General features: G+C 66.4%; 20 protein-coding genes. 14 read left to right on the plus strand and 6 right to left on the minus strand.

Annotated elements, in window-relative coordinates; translation table 11 throughout:
• Nucleotides 1–25: 25 nt before the first annotated feature.
• On the plus strand, nucleotides 26–1,090 hold the full coding sequence (locus tag AC1DDH_RS02045) for a hypothetical protein (protein WP_476954738.1): 1,065 nt from the start codon (nucleotides 26–28) through the stop codon (nucleotides 1,088–1,090).
• A gap of 27 nt (nucleotides 1,091–1,117) precedes the next feature.
• Here AC1DDH_RS02045 and AC1DDH_RS02050 read toward each other — a convergent pair whose 3' ends face one another.
• From AC1DDH_RS02050 to AC1DDH_RS02075, 6 genes are all read right to left on the minus strand, one after another.
• Nucleotides 1,118–2,131: a patatin-like phospholipase family protein gene (locus tag AC1DDH_RS02050; RefSeq protein ID WP_476954739.1), complete on the minus strand. Its 1,014-nt coding sequence runs from the start codon at nucleotides 2,129–2,131 to the stop codon at nucleotides 1,118–1,120.
• 256 nt (nucleotides 2,132–2,387) lie between these two features.
• Nucleotides 2,388–2,915, minus strand: a complete 528-nt coding sequence (locus tag AC1DDH_RS02055; protein ID WP_476855816.1) for a DUF427 domain-containing protein — start codon at nucleotides 2,913–2,915, stop codon at nucleotides 2,388–2,390.
• 87 nt (nucleotides 2,916–3,002) lie between these two features.
• Entirely contained in the window at nucleotides 3,003–3,938 is a 936-nt protein-coding gene (gene ppk2 / locus AC1DDH_RS02060; protein WP_028276283.1) for a polyphosphate kinase 2, read from the minus strand.
• A 211-nt stretch (nucleotides 3,939–4,149) separates the two neighbouring features.
• Nucleotides 4,150–4,917, minus strand: a complete 768-nt coding sequence (locus AC1DDH_RS02065) for an SDR family NAD(P)-dependent oxidoreductase (RefSeq protein WP_476855817.1) — start codon at nucleotides 4,915–4,917, stop codon at nucleotides 4,150–4,152.
• A 105-nt stretch (nucleotides 4,918–5,022) separates the two neighbouring features.
• On the minus strand, nucleotides 5,023–5,457 hold the full coding sequence (locus AC1DDH_RS02070; RefSeq protein ID WP_223916232.1) for an SRPBCC family protein: 435 nt from the start codon (nucleotides 5,455–5,457) through the stop codon (nucleotides 5,023–5,025).
• A gap of 81 nt (nucleotides 5,458–5,538) precedes the next feature.
• Nucleotides 5,539–5,901 carry an ArsR/SmtB family transcription factor gene (locus tag AC1DDH_RS02075; protein ID WP_028276286.1) on the minus strand — a complete coding sequence of 121 codons (363 nt, stop codon included), beginning with the start codon at nucleotides 5,899–5,901 and terminating at the stop codon, nucleotides 5,539–5,541.
• Between the two features lie 420 nt (nucleotides 5,902–6,321).
• Here AC1DDH_RS02075 and AC1DDH_RS02080 point away from each other — a divergent pair, with 420 nt between their 5' ends.
• The 13 genes from AC1DDH_RS02080 (at nucleotide 6,322) to AC1DDH_RS02140 (ending at nucleotide 17,181) form a co-directional block, all read left to right on the plus strand.
• A complete protein-coding gene (locus AC1DDH_RS02080; protein ID WP_476858762.1) occupies nucleotides 6,322–6,708 on the plus strand; it encodes a hypothetical protein in 387 nt (128 codons plus the stop codon).
• 64 nt (nucleotides 6,709–6,772) lie between these two features.
• Nucleotides 6,773–7,450, plus strand: a complete 678-nt coding sequence (locus tag AC1DDH_RS02085) for a PAS and ANTAR domain-containing protein (protein WP_476849203.1) — start codon at nucleotides 6,773–6,775, stop codon at nucleotides 7,448–7,450.
• Nucleotides 7,451–7,595: 145 nt separating this feature from the next.
• Nucleotides 7,596–8,213, plus strand: coding sequence for a TetR/AcrR family transcriptional regulator (locus AC1DDH_RS02090; RefSeq protein WP_018772833.1), 618 nt, complete (start codon nucleotides 7,596–7,598; stop codon nucleotides 8,211–8,213).
• Between the two features lie 193 nt (nucleotides 8,214–8,406).
• Nucleotides 8,407–8,799, plus strand: a complete 393-nt coding sequence (locus AC1DDH_RS02095) for an ArsR/SmtB family transcription factor (RefSeq protein WP_230008795.1) — start codon at nucleotides 8,407–8,409, stop codon at nucleotides 8,797–8,799.
• On the plus strand, nucleotides 8,796–9,776 hold the full coding sequence (locus AC1DDH_RS02100) for a TIGR03086 family metal-binding protein (protein WP_476849202.1): 981 nt from the start codon (nucleotides 8,796–8,798) through the stop codon (nucleotides 9,774–9,776). The genes AC1DDH_RS02095 and AC1DDH_RS02100 overlap by 4 nt, the downstream gene beginning before the upstream one ends.
• A 48-nt stretch (nucleotides 9,777–9,824) precedes the next feature.
• Nucleotides 9,825–10,163, plus strand: a complete 339-nt coding sequence (locus AC1DDH_RS02105) for a YciI family protein (RefSeq protein WP_476849201.1) — start codon at nucleotides 9,825–9,827, stop codon at nucleotides 10,161–10,163.
• 481 nt (nucleotides 10,164–10,644) lie between these two features.
• Complete coding sequence (locus AC1DDH_RS02110) at nucleotides 10,645–11,700, plus strand: ABC transporter substrate-binding protein (RefSeq protein ID WP_476954740.1); 1,056 nt, start codon at nucleotides 10,645–10,647, stop codon at nucleotides 11,698–11,700.
• Nucleotides 11,697–12,635: an ABC transporter ATP-binding protein gene (locus tag AC1DDH_RS02115; protein ID WP_476870846.1), complete on the plus strand. Its 939-nt coding sequence runs from the start codon at nucleotides 11,697–11,699 to the stop codon at nucleotides 12,633–12,635. Before AC1DDH_RS02110 ends, AC1DDH_RS02115 begins: the two co-directional genes overlap by 4 nt.
• Nucleotides 12,635–13,552: an ABC transporter permease gene (locus tag AC1DDH_RS02120; protein ID WP_476954741.1), complete on the plus strand. Its 918-nt coding sequence runs from the start codon at nucleotides 12,635–12,637 to the stop codon at nucleotides 13,550–13,552. Before AC1DDH_RS02115 ends, AC1DDH_RS02120 begins: the two co-directional genes overlap by 1 nt.
• Before the next feature lie 28 nt (nucleotides 13,553–13,580).
• A complete protein-coding gene (locus tag AC1DDH_RS02125; protein ID WP_476886515.1) occupies nucleotides 13,581–14,528 on the plus strand; it encodes a TauD/TfdA dioxygenase family protein in 948 nt (315 codons plus the stop codon).
• A complete protein-coding gene (locus tag AC1DDH_RS02130) occupies nucleotides 14,525–15,943 on the plus strand; it encodes an LLM class flavin-dependent oxidoreductase (RefSeq protein ID WP_476954742.1) in 1,419 nt (472 codons plus the stop codon). Before AC1DDH_RS02125 ends, AC1DDH_RS02130 begins: the two co-directional genes overlap by 4 nt.
• Nucleotides 15,944–16,031: 88 nt before the next feature.
• The gene (locus tag AC1DDH_RS02135) at nucleotides 16,032–16,334 is read left to right on the plus strand and encodes a DUF4193 domain-containing protein (protein WP_476849195.1); all 303 of its coding nucleotides are present in this window, start codon (nucleotides 16,032–16,034) and stop codon (nucleotides 16,332–16,334) included.
• 94 nt (nucleotides 16,335–16,428) lie between these two features.
• The gene (locus AC1DDH_RS02140) at nucleotides 16,429–17,181 is read left to right on the plus strand and encodes a lytic transglycosylase domain-containing protein (RefSeq protein ID WP_476954743.1); all 753 of its coding nucleotides are present in this window, start codon (nucleotides 16,429–16,431) and stop codon (nucleotides 17,179–17,181) included.
• The last annotated feature ends 5 nt before the right edge of the window (nucleotides 17,182–17,186 follow it).

Genomic DNA, 17,186 nt, shown 5'->3' on the forward strand with positions numbered 1-17,186 from the left:
TGCGCTGTGGTGGGAGGATGATCTGATGACGCCAAGTGTGGACGTATTTCTGCGGGGGCCCCGGGGGCGCCGTCTGTGCCTCGAACTGGCGATGCAGCTGGATCCGGAGGTCAAAACGGCGGCCTTCTGGTTGGGATACGAACTTGATAGTGGACCGGGGACCTCGCGGGTCGCGCTGAGCGCTGCTGCCTCCGGGGAGACCGCGATGCCGGCCTTTGCCGCGTCACCAGAACAGCTGGCTGCCAGGCTCGCCTCACTGGATTTTACCGACCTTGACAGCGACCTGGTGCAGGCGGCCCTCGAGCGGTCCGTGGACGCTGCAAGGTACTGGCAGGCACCCGATGGAGAGGACGTGCTCGCGGATCTCCCGGGTGTGACGGCGGCCCTGTCGCCCGTCGCGGAACAGGTCATGGCGCTGCCCGACATCCAGTGGTTCTGGCAGCCTCGCCGGGCGGAGCAGTGGGCCATCGACTGGCGATCGACAGACGGCCAGGCACTGCTGCCGAAGAATCCGCGACAAACACTGGCTGGGTGGGGCCGAGACGAACGAGCCGGTGAATTGCGGGCCGCGCGCGAACGCCCGGGCGACCCTCGCGCCAACTGGTCAGGAACCTGGTGGTCGATACCGCACGGGCTAGTCCACACCGTTGGGCAGGTCCCGGCCGCACTGAGCCTCGTGGAAGATTCCCTGGGTTGGGAGCAGGCGACCACGGTTCCAGTTCAGGGAGCGGGCCGGACACTTGAGATCGGCACAGCAAAAGACTGGATAACGCTGTGCCGCACGTTCCCAATGGAGGTCACTGCATCCCGGCGACACGACTGGTTCCGCCTGACTGGACGCGACGGCCGGTGGGTCATCCCGGATTGGGAACAAGTGGCAGGGGAGTGGGACGCCGCGCACCTCTCCGTCCTGGGTTACCTCGACGGCGCGACGCGCCCACTACAGGTCGACGCCGAAACGGCGACGGTCATCGCCGGATGGGCCCCGGACAGCACGATCTGGCTGACAGATGTCTCGCACGAATCGGGTGGCCCGCGGCAGGCATGGCACCGCGCCTCGCACGGCGACCCCTGGACTCTCGCGCCGTAACAGTCGAACACCGACAGGTTTCGGCCGTCACCGCCAGATTTCGGCGACCAGCTCCGCGAGGGCTCTGCCCTGGCTGTAACCAGCTCGAGCCGCAGGCGGACGCAAGGACAGATCCATCGCATTGGCGCCGAACATGTGCTCGGCGGCGCTATCCGGGAAGATAGTTTGGACCCTGCTGCCCCCGGCGCGCAGTTCGTCGACTTGGGTGGCGAGATCCATGCCCCACTCGAGCGGCATCCGCGACCTGCCGCCGAAGGGTGACAGCACCAGCACAAGCCCGTATCCCGCCGCCAGGTCGGCGTTCTCACTGCGTCGATAGCCGCCGTTAATGTACCGGCTCCCGCCGATGCGGTAGCCGTTGCTGGTGCTGGCGGCGACGGCGTCCACCAGATCGATTCCGCTGTTGCGGTCGAACACGACCGGTTCCCCGGTATCCGCATCAACAGCCGCGATCAGCACGGGCTGTTGCGGCCAGTGCCGGCTGGGAAGCCGGGCCGCGACGATGTCGCGCCAGCGCATCTGGGCAGAGCCGTTGGAAGCTTCCATCTCGAGTGCCGCGGCGCCCATCCTGCGGCGCATGTCGGAGGCATCCGCAGCAGAACCAATGATTCCGTTGGACCACTCCAGATAGGTCTGCCCCGAGAAATTCGTTGCGCGTCCCTTGTCCGGTCCGGAATGGCCGGCTTGTGGCCGAGGCACCTCGGCGAGGATGGCGGCGTACAGTTCGGCCGGCCGTGTCCCGCTGGTGATCTGGGCAGCCACTGTCGATCCTGCCGATGTCCCGATGATGAGATCGGCCTCGGTGACATCGATGCCGGCATCGGACAGGCCGGCGATGAGACCGAGTTCCCACGCATTGCCTGCCGCTCCGGCGCCGGCGAGCACCAAGGCCCGCTTGTGTGAATTGCCTGCCTGTCGTCCGGCGCCTGCCTGTTGGCCGGGAGCGGGCCAATTTCCGGGCTGTGGTGTCCGCGTCGCTGCAATGGCACCGGAAGCGGTCGCCGAACGGATGCGCGGAGTTGAAGAAGGTGTTGTGTTCATGGGAGTCGCCTTTCGCGAATTTGCCTTGCGGCACTCCCGGAGACGACTACTTCAGTCGCGCGACCGTGGACTTCGGGGGAGCGCCCATTACGGAAACTGCGTTCATGGGTCTCACCTCCTGAAGATTGATCACGATCACCGGAAAGCTATCACGCCGGCAAGGCGGGGCACAACGGGCTTCAAGCCGCCAGAGCGAGCACCGGCTGAGTCGCCACACGCACCGGCAGCAAGTCTTGCCGGCGTAAGCGCGATGTGCTCACCACCCGGCCGTGCCCGGGCCGCCCTTGAAAGGACCAACGATCTGCGTGGTGATCCAACCGCCGTAGAAGTCACCTTCCTGGAAGGTCACCTGCTCGCCGTCGACTTGGCAGGAGTCCATGTGAGCCGGGTAGAGGGCCACCCGGGAGCTGAGCGCCCCGAAACCCAGGGTGGGTTCGGGATAGGTCCACCCGCCACGGGGAACGACGACTCCGCCGGCAACGACGTCGAAGTAGTGCGCTTCCCCCTTGAACTCGCAGAAGCTGGTGCCCCCGACCGGGACGAGTACACCGGCAGGGAATGAGTCCAATGGCAAGTAGTAGACAGGCGGGTGACTTGTCTCCAGGACGCGCACCGCATCGGTGGTGTCGGCAATCACCTGCCCGCCAAGCCGCACGATAACCCGTTCGGATCGGGGCTCCACCCTCGGCGGCCGCGGATAGTCCCACACCGATTCTTGGCCCGCCTTGGGTTTGATGGGCTGGGGACGCCGGAAAAGGCCTGAAGAACCGTGTGCAGGAGTCATGTCCCCATGGTGCCATCTTCTGCTGGGATCCCACCGTGAGCGCGACGCAGCCGTGCGTTCGCGCATCCGCCGACCGCGAGCCAGCCGCTAGTCGCCGGCGGCTTCGCGGCCGCGGCGCACGATCAGCCGGTCGGGGCTGTGGACCACTGACGTGTCCTTGTCCTCGTAGTCGAACTGGTTGAGGAAGTAGCGCATGGCGTTGATCCGACCCCGCTTCTTGTCGTTGAACTTGATGGTGATCCACGGCGCATGGTCCGTGTCGGTCCGCAGGAACGTCTCCTCCTTGGCGGCCGTGTACTCCTCCCACCGGTCCAGGGAGGCGAGATCGATGGGCGAGAGTTTCCAGCGCCGCACCGGGTCGATCTGCCGGATCGCAAAACGGGTGCGCTGCTCGTGGCGGGTCACCGAGAACCAGAACTTGGTCAGGTGGATCCCGGAATCCACCAGCATCCGCTCGAAGAGCGGGGCCTGAACCATAAAGGTGTCGAACTCCTGCTCCGTGCAGAAGCCCATGACCCGCTCCACATTTGCCCGGTTGTACCAGGAGCGGTCGAACATCACGATCTCCCCGGCCGTCGGCAGGTGCTGGATGTAGCGCTGGAAATACCACTGGCCCAGTTCACGGTCAGAGGGTTTACTCAATGCCACTGCCCGGGCCGAGCGGGGATTCAGGTGCTCGGTGAAGCGCTTGATTGTTCCGCCCTTGCCGGCCGCATCCCGGCCCTCGAAGACGATCACGTGCCTGAGCTCCTGGTCCTGGCCCCAGTACTGGAACTTCAGCAGTTCAACCTGCAGCCGGTATTTCTCCAGCTCGTACTCTTCGCGGGACATCCGTTGCTCGTAGGGGTAGTCTTCCCGCCACGTCTGGACGGCCGAGCCGCCGGGGTGAATCAGTTCCGGATCTTCGCCTTGCCCCCCGCGCACCGTGTACCCCATCTCCACCAGGTGGTCGATGGCCTCACGCAGGTTTTCCCGGAGCCAGCCCTGGTCCTCAGGTGTCCACGTCCTGTCCGCCGGCGTCATCCCGGCCCCCTTCCGGCCCCCTCGAACCAGCTGCCGGCCTTCCAGATGCCGGCGGTGTTCGATGCTCAACTGCGTTCATAGAATGCGACCAGCCTAAGCCGACAAGTGGAGCTCACGATAGGGACGGGCTGGGGGATACTTTCCGCCACCTGACCCGCCGGCAGGGACTACCTACCCTTGCGTGCCGGTCCGGCCGGGTCGATGGTTCGCTTCAGAAGAGCGTGATGCCGGTGAGTTCGGCCAGTTTGTCGGTGAGCTTGTCCTGGAAATCAGCGTCGGTGACCTCCGGGGCCGGTTTCCGCGGCCGGCGGTGGTGCCAGTACATTCCGGAGACCTGGGCGACCGGGTCAGGGCTGACGGCGAGCCAGCCCTGGGTGTCCTGGCCCAGGGCGAGGTCGTCGGGGGCGCCGGCGCCGCCCATCTTGGTGGGCACCCAGCCGGGGTCAACGGAGTTGCTGAGCACGTTGGTCCACTGCCGGGCGACGGCAGCGGAGAGCGCGGAAACGTAGAGCTTGCTCTCGGAGTAGGCGGCGCTGGCGTCCCAGCGCCGCCGGGTCCAATCGATGTCCTGAAGGTTTCCGCCGGCCGCGCGGTGCATCCCGCTGCTGAGGTAGATCAGGCGGTGCGGCCGCTCGATCAGCGCGGTGAGAATGTAAGGGGCCAGAACGTTGATGGCCAGGGTGCGGGAGTGTCCCTCCGGGGTCGCGACGCGCCCCGGCGAGAGGTAGACGCCCGCGTTATGGATGACGGCGTCCATCCGCCCGTGAGCGTTCACCTGCGCGGCCAGTTCCCGGGTTTCGGAGGCCCTGCTGAGGTCACCGATCACGATGCCGATGGCAAGCGGCGCGAGTTCTTCGAGGGTGGCGGCGCGTTCCCTGGAGCGGGCGTGCAGCAGGACCTCGTCGCCGCCGTTCAGGAGCGTCCGGGCGGTGGCGAGGCCAAGTCCGTCGGTGGAGCCTGTGATGAAAATCCGAGCCATGAGGATGGTCCTTTCTTCACCGTTACCTATGAAGGTTGCTGCTTGCCACTTGATGGCCTTAGCTGGGACGGGTCACACTCAAGAATGAACGCCCTGCGCCCTCATCTAGGCGGATTCGAGAACGTTCTTGAGATTGGTCAACTGAGCGACCTCGGCATTCATGGTGCGGACAATCACCGGGCCCACGAGCTTCATGAGTCCCTTGGGCTCCAGGTCCAGGCTGAAACGAACGGTCGTTCCGCCCGGCGCTTCACTGAGCCGGTACGCACCGGCCGGACGGGCCGGACCGGCCACCACCTGGAAGCCCAGGAGCTTTCCGGGGTCCGCCGCGGTGATTTCATAGTCCCCGACGATCGGCCGGCCGCCGGGGCCCGAGAGGGTCTGGCTGTACACGGCACCGAGGTCCCCGGGTGTTCCACTCTTCAGTGCTATGTCCTGAACCCCGGAGCGCCATGCGCGGTTATTCAGCCCATCCGCGAGGAACGCATAGACGTCCTCCGGTGATCGGTTGATGGTGGTCTCGTTCTCGGCGTGAGCCATTGCTACCCCTGCTGGTTTTAGTCCGGACGCGTCCAGGCCGGTCGATCGATGTTGTCCATACAGTCCGGCGTGCGCCGGCATTTAGCGGATTGCTTCTTCAGGCTCTTCAGCCATGGGGCTCAGGGTCATCCGGGTGGTGACCAGGAGAGATCCGAGCAGGGATCGGGCGGCCGCGAGCAGCACATTAACCTCAGGGCTGGCCAGTTCATAGAACAACCTGCCCTCGCGCCGTGAGGGGACAATCAGGCGCTGGCGGCGGAGAATGCTCAAATGTTGGGAGAGGTTCGACGGCTCAAGGCCCGTGTTGTCGCGCAGTCGGCTTACGGCAACTGGTCCGTCGGCGAGCATTTCCAGCAACTGGATTCGGGCAGGGTGGCCCATGGCCTTGAACAGTTCTGCCTTCACATCGGTCTGGACCGGACTTGCAGGAAGATCATCCGGCATCGGTGCCTCCCTCCTTCACATTCAACTATTCTGAACCGTGCGTCTGTGCAGACCCCGGCGACAGGAAAACTAGCACGTGCAAGACAGAAAAGTCTGTCTTGCACACCCATCAATTGGTCAGCCCGCTTACATATCGTAGCGCCGGACCGCTGCAGTGTCGTCGCCGCCGCCGGACAGGGTGGTACCTCTTGCGCAGGTGAGTTGCATAGTTCAGACTTTCATGAATTCATCAATTCGATCCGGCCGGTACGAGTGACTGGCATCGTTCGGGTGGATTCAGGCTGTTCCCGGTGACAACGGCGTCGCCGGGAACAATCGGGTCCCGGCTTCCAGGAGGGTTCTATGACAGGCATGTTCGAACTGTTCACCGATTCCGACACGTCCTACCGATTTCGACTTACGGCCCCGGACGGGACCGTCATGGCCCTCTCCAGGCCCTTTCCAGACCTGCCGGCGGCGGTGGCCGGGATCGCAGCAGTACGGGAGTATGCCGGCATGGGGCTGGTCTCGGAAATTTCGGCACCGCGAGATGACGCGCTGCTCCAGTCCGTAGCCGAGGGCATTCCCGTGGAACCCAGCGCTCAGAGGCGCGGAGTTCACGAAGCGCACGTGAAGGGCCAGCGCGCCCGGGCGAGACCGGCCCGCGGCTGGGCGCCCAGGTCTCCTGAAGGGCCGCCGCGCCTCCGCATCCCGTCCGCAGCGCGCTTCTTGGGCCGACTCGCAGGGACCCGGAACCAGCAGCTGATCGTGCGGTGGCGGCAGGCATTGGAGACGCGGACTGCGCAGGTTGGGCTCAGTTCGTGCTGACCGTGTCCCGGGACAGGGCGTCCGCCGCCGCCGCCGCCGGCGGGCCGGGCAGGCAGGCCCGGCCATGACGGAGTTGAAGGCGTTGCAGGCCTATTCCAGCGCGCTGGCCACCGAGGGCTGCCTCGCCGGGACCTTTCGCTACGATGCTGCCTCGGGGGAGCTGCAGTGGTCCGAGCAGATGTACCAGATCCACGGCTATCACCGCGGCGAGGTGGTGCCCACGGTGGGTGTTCTTATGCAGCACGTGCATCCTGACGACCGGAAGCCGTGCAGGGAAATCTTTGAGGATGTGTGCCGTGGCGGAGGTTTTTTCGCCAATTATCATCGTCTCTTCGACGCACGCCGGCGTGAACGCCGCGTCCTGACGGCGGGGGAGGGCGTGCTGGACAGTGACGGGAAGCTGCTGTTCGTCGACGGGTTCATCCTGGACCTCACCAGAACAGTTCAACTTGAAACGGACCGGTCCGCCCGCGAGGCCGTCGCCGGAGCCATCGGCACCCGAGGCCTTATCGAACAGGCCAAGGGCATCCTGATGGGAATACTCCACATCGGTTCCGACGACGCCTTCGAACGGCTTTCCGCCTACAGCCAGCACCACAACATCAAGTTGGCCCACACGGCTTCGGCCATCGTCCGGCTGGCCAACAGCACGCACGAATCCGCGACCCTCCGCAGCTTCGTCCACGCACTGGACGGTCGTTTCTCACAACGCCGCGATGGCGACCGGGTTCTGCATCCCTAGGTGGGGGTAAGGCGCCGGGCGGGTCCTCGGCCGGCCCGCCGGCGTCGTGCTGGCCGACAGCGCCGGTGGAATCCGGCGGAGACTGATAGCACACTCCGAGGCAGACCGGTCTGTACGCCTCGGTCCGGTGTAAAATTTTTTTATCATGACTGTCAACGACGCCGAGGGTCCTACGCTGCTGCCCGCCACAGCCATGGCCGGACGCGACGAGCCGGTGGACCGTATCCTCGCCACTGCTTACGAGTTATTCTCCCGCCGCGGCATCCGCGACGTAGGGGTCAATGAGCTGATCAGCAGTTCAGGGGTATCCAAGGCAACCTTCTACCGGCACTTTCCGTCCAAGGACGCCCTGGTGCTGGCCTTCCTGGAACTCCGCGACCAGGTGTGGACCGTGGACCTGATCGTGGCCGAGGCCAGCCGGCGGGGCAACACCCCCGAGGAGAGGCTGCTCGCCGTCTTTGACGTGTTCGGTGACTGGTTCCAGCGCGAGGATTTCGAGGCGTGCTCGTTTATCAATGTGCTGCTGGAAATGGGCGCCGGGCACCCGCTGGGCAAGGCGAGCATCGATTACCTCAGCCGCATCCGCGGGCATATCCAGGCGCTGGCCGAAGAAGCCGGGCTGGACCGCCCCGAGGAATTTGCCCGGTCCTGGCACATCCTGATGAAAGGCTCCATCATTTCCGCCACCGAAGGGGACGCGCTGGCCTCCAAGCGCGCCCAGCAGATGGCGCGATGGCTCATCGAGCACCACCGGGGCCTCTAGCCGCTGCGCCCGGGGATTCCCCGTCCCGGTTACCGGCATCTCTTTAACCCGGGACGCGGTAACCCGGCACGCGCCATAGCGCCCTGACAAACCGCTCCGATAACAGCTGCGCCATGCCCGGGCCGCGATCCGCAAGGGTGCCGGCCTGCGTTCCCTGATCCCTCTGACTGCTGGGCACTTGCGGAATACGTTAGTGATCACTAACGTATTAGTTGTGTTGGATGCCTTGGAGATTGCTGCGGAGCCGAACCGGCGACGCCTGCTGCATCTTCTCGCCAGCCACGAACAGGCTGTCGGGGAGCTGGCCGCCCATTTCACGGTCAGCCGCTCCGCGGTGTCCCAGCACCTGCTGCTCCTGGAGCAGGCCGGCCTGGTATCTGCCCGCAAAGAGGGCCGGAACAGGTACTACCGACTCGACCCAGGCGGCATGGGCCGGCTGCGTGACCTTGTCGAACAGTTCTGGACCTACGAACTGGACCTGCTGGCATCAGATGCGGCCGCACTTGCCGCCCAGCGTCACCGGCCCCCTCAACATCACACGACCACTTCCGATGCTTCGCCTCAAGACAAGGGACCACTCTCATGACGTTCGATAAAACCATTCACCTGCCCGTCAGCGCCGACGAGGCCTTTGCGCTCATCACCGAGCCGGAACGTCTGCGCCGCTGGCAAACGGTGGCGGCCCGCGTTGACCTTCGGATAGGCGGCGACTACCGCTGGACCGTCACTCCCGGCCACCACGCCGCCGGCACATTCCAGGAGATCGAGCCGGGCAAGCGCATCGTCTTCACTTGGGGCTGGGAGTCCGGAATGGACCTGGCGCCGGGCGCGTCCACCGTGACCATCACGCTGGAGCCCGACGCCGGGGGCACCACGCTCCGCCTGGTCCATGCCGGCCTCAACGCCGAACAGGCCGCAGCACATGCCGAAGGCTGGAACCACTACCTGGGCCGCCTGATCGCCGAGACCTCCTCCCCGGACGGCGCCGGTCCGGACGCATGGTCGGCTGCCCCGGACCCGATCGATCACCTCAGCTCGGCCGAGGCTTCGCTCGCCGTGCTCCTGGGCGTGCTGCGCAAGCTCACCCCGGAGGACCGTGAGAAAGCCACTCCCTGCGAAAATTTCACGGCCCACGAGTTGCTGGAGCACCTGGCCGGTTCGCTGAAGCAGATCGGCGGGGCGCTGGGCGCGGACGTAAGCGACGACGCCGGGGCGGGCCCGGAAGTTCGCATCGCCGGACTCGCGCAGGCCACCCTGGAGGCGTTCAGCCGCCGCGGCTTCGAAGGCACCATCGACATGGGCTTCGCCGAGCTGCCCGCGACCGTCGTCGCCGGGATCGTCAACCTCGAGCTGCTCGTCCACGCGTGGGACTTCGCGAAGGCCACCGGCCAGGAACTTGTAGTTTCCGACGTCGTCACGGATCACGTTGAGGCCCTGGCCTTGGTGACCATCTCGGACCAGGTCCGCGCCAGCGGCAGCTTCGCCGCTGTCCAGCCGGTCGCGGAGACTGCGAGCAGCCTGGAGCGCCTGATCGCGTTCACCGGCCGGACCGTCGCCGTCTGAAGTTTTCCAACCTAAGCCCGTCAAGACCGCCAGGAAAGCAGGAGCAACATGACCAAGTTCGTCTTCCTCTATCACGCCCCGATGACCCCCGCCGAGGCCGCGCCGCCCGCGCCGGATGACATGGCAGCCGCCATGGAACAGTGGAACAACTGGGCCGCCAAGGTCGGCAACGGCCTGATCGACTTCGGAACGCCGCTGGCCAACGGTGTTCGCGTTTCCGCGGGCGGAGCCACTGCGCCAAGCCAGCGTGAAGTCGCCGGATACAGCATCATCGAGGCCGACAGCCTTGAGGCGGCCGTGGAACTGGCCAAGGTGCACCCGCACCTGAACATGCCCGGCGGCTGCGAAATCGAGGTTCACGAGGCGCAGCAGATCCCCGGAATGTAAGCAGCGGCTCGGCCCGATGCTCAAGGCGTGTTCGCCGCTGCTTAAGAGCAGCGGCGGACACGCCTTTATTCGTCCTGTTGTGCGCCTGGTCGTGCTGGGCCCTGACCGCCGGTACCGCGCCGGCGCGCAACATTCGGCCACATCTCCAGCAATCTTTCGTCCCATGCACGACAGTGGCGCGGCGCCGGCCCCTTCACGCGCCGTCGCCGGGCGTCACCAAGACTTCACAGTGCCGGGCCGGTGTGGCACGGGTGTGTCCCAGGATGGGCGCAAATGACCGCGTGAGTCTTGCCCTGTTACGGACTGCTTCGCGCTGCGTCCGATCGGGTACCGGGGGTGCGTCCATGGCTGTTTCCGTCGCCGGATTACGCGCGGTTTCCTCGGGTTTCGAGGCACCTGCGGAACGGATTCGACTCTGCTCTGATGGTGGGCACGGTCCGGTAGCCCCGGTCCGCACCATCGAATCCAGAAAGAATCCGCTATGAAAAACCGACACTTACCCGCAGGACTTTTCTCCACCTTGGGCGTTGCTGCCGCCGTGGCGGTCTCGCTGGTGGTCTCCGGTTGCGGCGGCCCTGCGAGCGCCCAGTCCCCGGCCGGAAATACCCCCGGGGCACCCGAAGTGACCGAACTCCGCTACGAGGGCTCGGCCAACAACGTGAGCCTGCCGGAGCTGGCCGAGGACCTCGGCTACCTCGGCGACGTCAAGCTGAACTGGGTGGGCAACACCATCAGCGGGCCGGCGAGCATCCAATCAGCCGCGACAGGAGCCACCGACTTCGGCGGCGCCTTCTCCGGCGCCGTGGTCAAGCTCATCGAAGCCGGCGCGCCGGTCACTGCGGTGATCAACTATTACGGCGAGGACGAGAAGACGTTCAACGGCTTTTACGTCACCCAGGACAGTCCGATCCGGACGCCGCGGGATCTGATCGGCAAGAAAATCGCCGTCAACACCCTGGGCGCCCATGCGGACGCCGTGATCAACAGCTACCTGAAGAAGAACGGACTGTCGCAGGAGGAAATCAGGCAGGTCCAGCTCGTCGTCGTTCCGCCCAATGACACCGAGGAGGCCATCCGCCGCGGCCAGGTCGACGTCGGGGCGCTCGGCGGAGTGCTGCAGGATAACGCCGTCGCCACGGGCGGCCTGAGGTCCCTGTTCAGCGACTTCGAACTCTTCGGAACGTTCGCCGGAGGCCAGATCGTCCTGCGCAAGGACTTCATCGAGAAAAACCCGGAAACCACGAAGATCTTCACCACCGGTGTGGCCAAGGCCATCGAGTGGGAACGCAGCACCCCCCGCGACGAGGTGATCGCCCGGTTCACGAGCATCATCAACAAGCGCCAGCGCTCCGAAAGCACCGCCGCATTGAAGTACTGGAAGAGCGTCGGAGTCCCGTCCAAGGGGGCCATCAGCGACCAGGACTTCACCCGCTGGTCAGCATGGCTGAACGACACCGGCATCGTCAGCGGCGGGATCACCCCGTCCAAGTACTACACCAACGATTTCAACGGACTGCTGAACGGGGCGGCATCATGACCCGCGGTACCGGACCGACGCCGAAAATCAGCCTCCGCAACGTCGGGAAACAGTTCACCGTCCGGCCCAGCAAGGACCAGCCCGAGGGCTCCACCCTGACGGCGCTGGAGGGCATCACCCTGGACGTCGCCGCAGGCGAGTTCATTACTCTGGTCGGACCGAGCGGCTCCGGCAAAACCACCCTCCTGGACCTCCTCGCCGGGCTCACCCGGCCGGACGCCGGCCAGGTGCTCGTGGACGGCAAGGAGGTGACCGGGCCAGGCCGCGACCGTGCAGTCGTCTTCCAGCAGTACGCCCTTTTCCCATGGCGCACCGCGGCCGCCAACGTCGCCTTCGGCCTCGAAGGAACCGGCAGCGACGGGCGCCGCCCGAGCCGGAGGGAACGTGCCGACAAGGCCCGCCACTACCTCGAGCTCGTCGGCCTCTCCGGGTTCGAGGACCGGTATCCCCATGAGCTATCCGGCGGCATGAAGCAGCGGGTTGCCCTCGCACGGAGCCTCGCGTACGAACCCGACGTCCTGCTCATGGATGAACCGTTCGCAGCGCTGGATGCCCAGACCCGGGAACAGCTCCAGGAGGAACTCCTGCGCATCTGGCGCTCCACGGGCAAGACCATCATCTTCATCACCCACGGCATCGACGAGGCCGTGTACCTGGGCCAGCGGGTCGCCGTGCTTAGCTCCCGACCCGGCCGGCTCAAGCAGATTGTCGACATTGACCTGGGGGAGCGGAGCGGTGACCGGGACGTCCGCTCCGACGCCGTCTTCGTCGAACACCGCCACGAAGTCTGGTCGCTGCTGCACGACGAGGTCCGGAAGGCCCAGGAAGCCGGGCACGCCAAGATCCGGCCCGACGGGTCCGCGCCCGACGAGGCACCCCAGCTCAGCAAGATCGAGCCCAGCAAGGGACAGCTCAGCACGGGAAGGGCAGCCTGATGACCGCACCAACACTGACCAAAGAGACCACCGCGCCTGCCGCTCCTAACACCCCTGCCGCCCCCGCTGCAGCCGCAACCGGGCGGCCCCCACAGCCCGCCGCAACCCGACGCCTTCCCGCCCTGGTCCGGTCCGGCGCCCGCAGGGCCGGGCGGGGGATCTGGGCCTCGGGCGCGATCGTGCTGTTCCTCCTGCTCTGGGAACTGGGTCCCACCTATCTCGCCTCGGCCTCGACCAGGGTATTCCTTCCGCCGCTGCACGAGGTCCTGCGGGCACTGGGATCACTCGTCGCCAAGGGCCAACTGCAGAACCATCTGGCAGCCAGCCTGACCCGCTCCGCCAGCGGCTTCGGCATCGCCGTCGTGGCCGCCGTCGCCCTTGGCCTGCTGGTCGCCTGGTACCGGTCCCTTGACCGGTTCCTCAACCCACTGCTGGAGGTCTTCCGGAACACCGCGGCACTGGCGCTGCTCCCGGTCTTCACCCTCCTGCTGGGGATCGGGGAGACCTCCAAGATCAGCATCGTCGCTTACGCCGCGTTCTTCCCCGTGCTGCTGAACACCATCGCCGGCGTCAGGACCGTCGACCCGCTGCTCGTCCGGGCCGCCCGCTCGCTGGGACTCTCCAACTTCCGGCTGTTCCAGAAGGTCATCCTTCCCTCGGCGGTGCCCACCATTTTCACCGGCATCCGGATGGCCGGAACGTCCTCGATCCTGGTGCTCATCGCCGCGGAAATGGTCGGCGCCAAGGCCGGACTCGGTTACCTGATCGTGAACGCACAGTCCAGTTTCCTGATCCCGGACATGTACGCCGGGATCCTCACCGTCTCGCTGCTCGGCCTGCTGGTCAACTACCTGCTGGTCGCCGTCGAACGGCACTTCTCCCGGTGGCGGACCGCCGTCGGATCCCAGTCCAACTAACCCCCACAGACCAAAGGACACAACCACCATGTCGACAACCACCGAAACCCGGCTCGAATTCCGGCAACTCAGCGCCCGCATCGGCGCCGAGATCCGGGGCCTGGACCTCAGCAATGACCTCAGCGACGCCACCATCGCCCAGATCCGTGCGGCCCTGAACACCCACAAGGCCCTGGTCTTCCGTGACGCCAACGTCCACGACGACGAAGCCCAGGTCCGCTTCGCCGCCCGCTTCGGCCCGCTCACCCAGGCACACCCAACCGTGGCCTCCGTCGAGGGCAAACCTGCCGTCCTGCCGGTGGACAGCGAAAACGGCAGCGCGAACAACTGGCACACCGACGTCACCTTCGTCGTGAACCCGCCGCAGGCCTCCACCCTGCGCAGCATCACGCTGCCGGCCTACGGCGGCGAGACCCTGATCGCCTCCGCGGCGGGTGCATACCAGGACCTGCCGGAGGAACTGCGGAACTTCGCCGACACCCTGTGGGCCATCCACACCAATGATTACGACTACTCCGTACCGAAAAACCTCGAGCACGCCAACGCCGGTGAGCGGCGGAAGGAATTCACCCGGATCCACTTCGAGACCGCCCACCCCGTGGTCCGGGTCCACCCACTGACCGGCGAGCGCGGCCTCTTCATCGGCGGCTTCGCCCAAAGGCTGCGCATCGTGGGACTGTCCAACACCGAATCCAAGGACATCCTGCGGCTGCTCCAGGCCTACGTCACCCGTCCCGAGAACGTGGTCCGCGTCAACTGGGAACCGGACCAGCTGGTGCTGTTCGACAACCGCATCACCCAGCACTACGCCCCGGACAACTATGACGGCCAGCCCCGGCAGCTGAACCGGGTCACGGTGGCCGGCGAGGTACCCCGCGGCGTCGACGGACGCAGCAGCACGTCCATCCAGGGCGACTCCTCCGTCTATTCCGACACGCTCGAACTGCGCGCCGACGTTCCCGGAGTTCAGCTGTGAGCGGGGCACGGCAGCTGCACCTGAACGCGTTCCTGATGAGCACCGGTCACCACGAGGCCTCGTGGCGGCTGCCGGAAAGTGACAGTTTCGCCGGGACGGACGTCGCGCATTTCCAGCAGCTGGCCCGAACGGCGGAACGCGGCACGTTCGATTCGATCTTCTTCGCGGACTCACCGGTGCTGCACGGCGACGTCGGCCAGCGGCCCTACGGCACACTCGAGCCGACCGTCCTGCTCGCCGCCATCGCCGCCGTCACCGACCGCATCGGGCTGATCGCCACGGCGTCCACAACCTACAACGACCCCTACAACCTGGCCCGCCGGTTCGCTTCCGTGGACCACATCAGCGGCGGCAGGACCGGGTGGAACGTGGTCACCACCGCCGGAGACGCCGCCGCGAGGAACTTCTCCCTGCGGGACCAGCCGGCCCACGCGCTGCGGTACGAGCGGGCCGCGGAATTCCTCGACGTGGCCCGCAAGCTCTGGGACAGCTGGGAGGACGACGCCGCCATCGGCGACAAGGAAGCCGGGACCTGGGGAGACAACACCCGGGTCCACCCGGTCAACCACTCCGGCACGTACTTCAGCGTCCAGGGGCCGCTGGACGTGCCACGCTCCGCCCAGGGCCACCCGGTGATTGTCCAGGCCGGCTCCTCAGAGGACGGCAAGGACTTCGCCGCACGCTACGCCGAAGCGGTGTTCACGGCGCAGCAGACGCTGCCCGACGCTCAACGCTTCTATGCCGACCTGAAGCGGCGAACCGCCGCCGCCGGCCGTGACCCGGGAACCATCAAGGTGCTCCCGGGCATCGTTCCCGTCATCGGCTCCACCGAGGCCGAAGCGCGGCGGCTTGAGCAAGAACTCGACGAGCTTATCCACCCGGAGCACGCCAGAAGGCAGCTCGCCGGGGTGCTGCGGGTCCCCGCAGCATCCCTGGCCCTCGACGCCGAGCTGCCGGACGACCTGCCCTCCGAGGACGAGATCGAAGGGGCCAAGAGCAGGTACACGCTGATCGTGGACCTCGCGCGGCGGGAACGGCTGACCGTGCGCCAGCTCATCGGCAGGCTCGGCGGCGGCCGCGGCCACCGCACCTTCTCTGGCACCCCTGAGCAGGTGGCCGACGCGATCCAGGAATGGTTTGAGGCCGGGGCGGCGGACGGCTTCAACATCATGCCGCCCGTGCTTCCGTCCGGCCTGGACGCCTTCGTGGACCACGTCATCCCGATCCTGCGGGACCGCGGACTCTTCCGGAGCGCATACAGTGGACGGACGCTCCGCGAACACTACGGGCTGCCCCGGCCGGCCAACACCTTCGTCTCGGCTGCCCGCAGCAGTCCGGCTGGCCCGGGCCCGGCGGGTTCCCAGGACCCCACGCCGGTGCCGGTCGACGAGGTCCCGGGACTCCGTTCGGCCTGAAGGACTTGGTTCACATGAGGCAGCGACGCGCGCAATGGTGTACGTTGGCTTCCCGTCAGAACTAAACACAGGAATGAGAGTCACCCCCGTGGCAACCGATTACGACGAAGTCCGATCCGACGTCAAGGAGTCGCAGGATAATTCCCTGCAGGCGCTGCAATCCGCCAACGCCCCGGATGCCCGCAGCGTTGTCCGTGAACTGGATGAAGCCGACGCTTTTGACGATGCGATCAGCCCGGGCGGGGAAATTGTCGCCGAGGAACTCATCGTGCAGGTCATCCCGCAGGCGCAGGACGAATTCACCTGCTACTCCTGCTTCCTGGTCCGGCACCGGTCCCAGGTTGCACGCGAAAAGAACGGCCACGCTTACTGCGTCGAGTGTGTTGGCTAGGGCCATGGCCTCCCGCGTGTCCGGCGCCGGCGCGGTTTTCCGTGCCGCGCCGGACACGCGGGCCAGCACCGTCCCCGGCCGGCCCGCTTAGTCCATGCTCCGTCTGAAACGCCTTGCCGTGCTCGGCCTGTTCGTATTTTGCGTCATCACCGGGTTCTTGTTTTGGGTCTTCCGGTTCTCCGGGGCGGAAGCCCGCGTGGCCCTGCCCGCGCCGCCGCGGGCAGAGGCGAAACTCGAATCGCTGTCCGCCGGCATCACCTCCGCCGTGAACATCACCCGGAGCGCGGACGCCGAGTGGCTCACCCATGCCGCCGCGCAGACCGGCATCCCAGCCCGGGCCCTCCAGGCCTACGTGGCGGCGGCCGATGCGGCCAACACATCGGCCCCCACCTGCGGGATCGGCTGGAATACGGTGGCAGCGGTGGGCTTCGTCGAATCCGGCCACGGAACGTACGGCGGCGGCAGCCTGACCGCCACCGGTCAGGTGAGCGGGCCAATTGTCGGTCCGAGCCTGAACGGTGACGGCTTCGCCGCGATCCCTGATTCGGACGCCGGCGCCCTGGACGGTGACGCCCGGTGGGACCACGCCGTCGGACCCATGCAGTTCATTCCCTCCACGTGGCAGATCGCAGGCCGGGACGGGAACGGGGACGGAACAGCCGACCCGTTCAACATCGATGACGCCGCGCTAAGTGCCGCCTCGTACCTGTGCGCACACGGTGGTGACCTGACCACCGCCGCGGGCTGGGCCGACGCGATCTACTCCTACAACCAGTCCGATCCGTACGTGGACCATGTCCGCGACCGGGCCACTGCCTACGCAGCACAGTCGGGCACTCCCGGATAGCGCCA

Source organism: Arthrobacter sp. 10T425 (assembly GCF_056393985.1).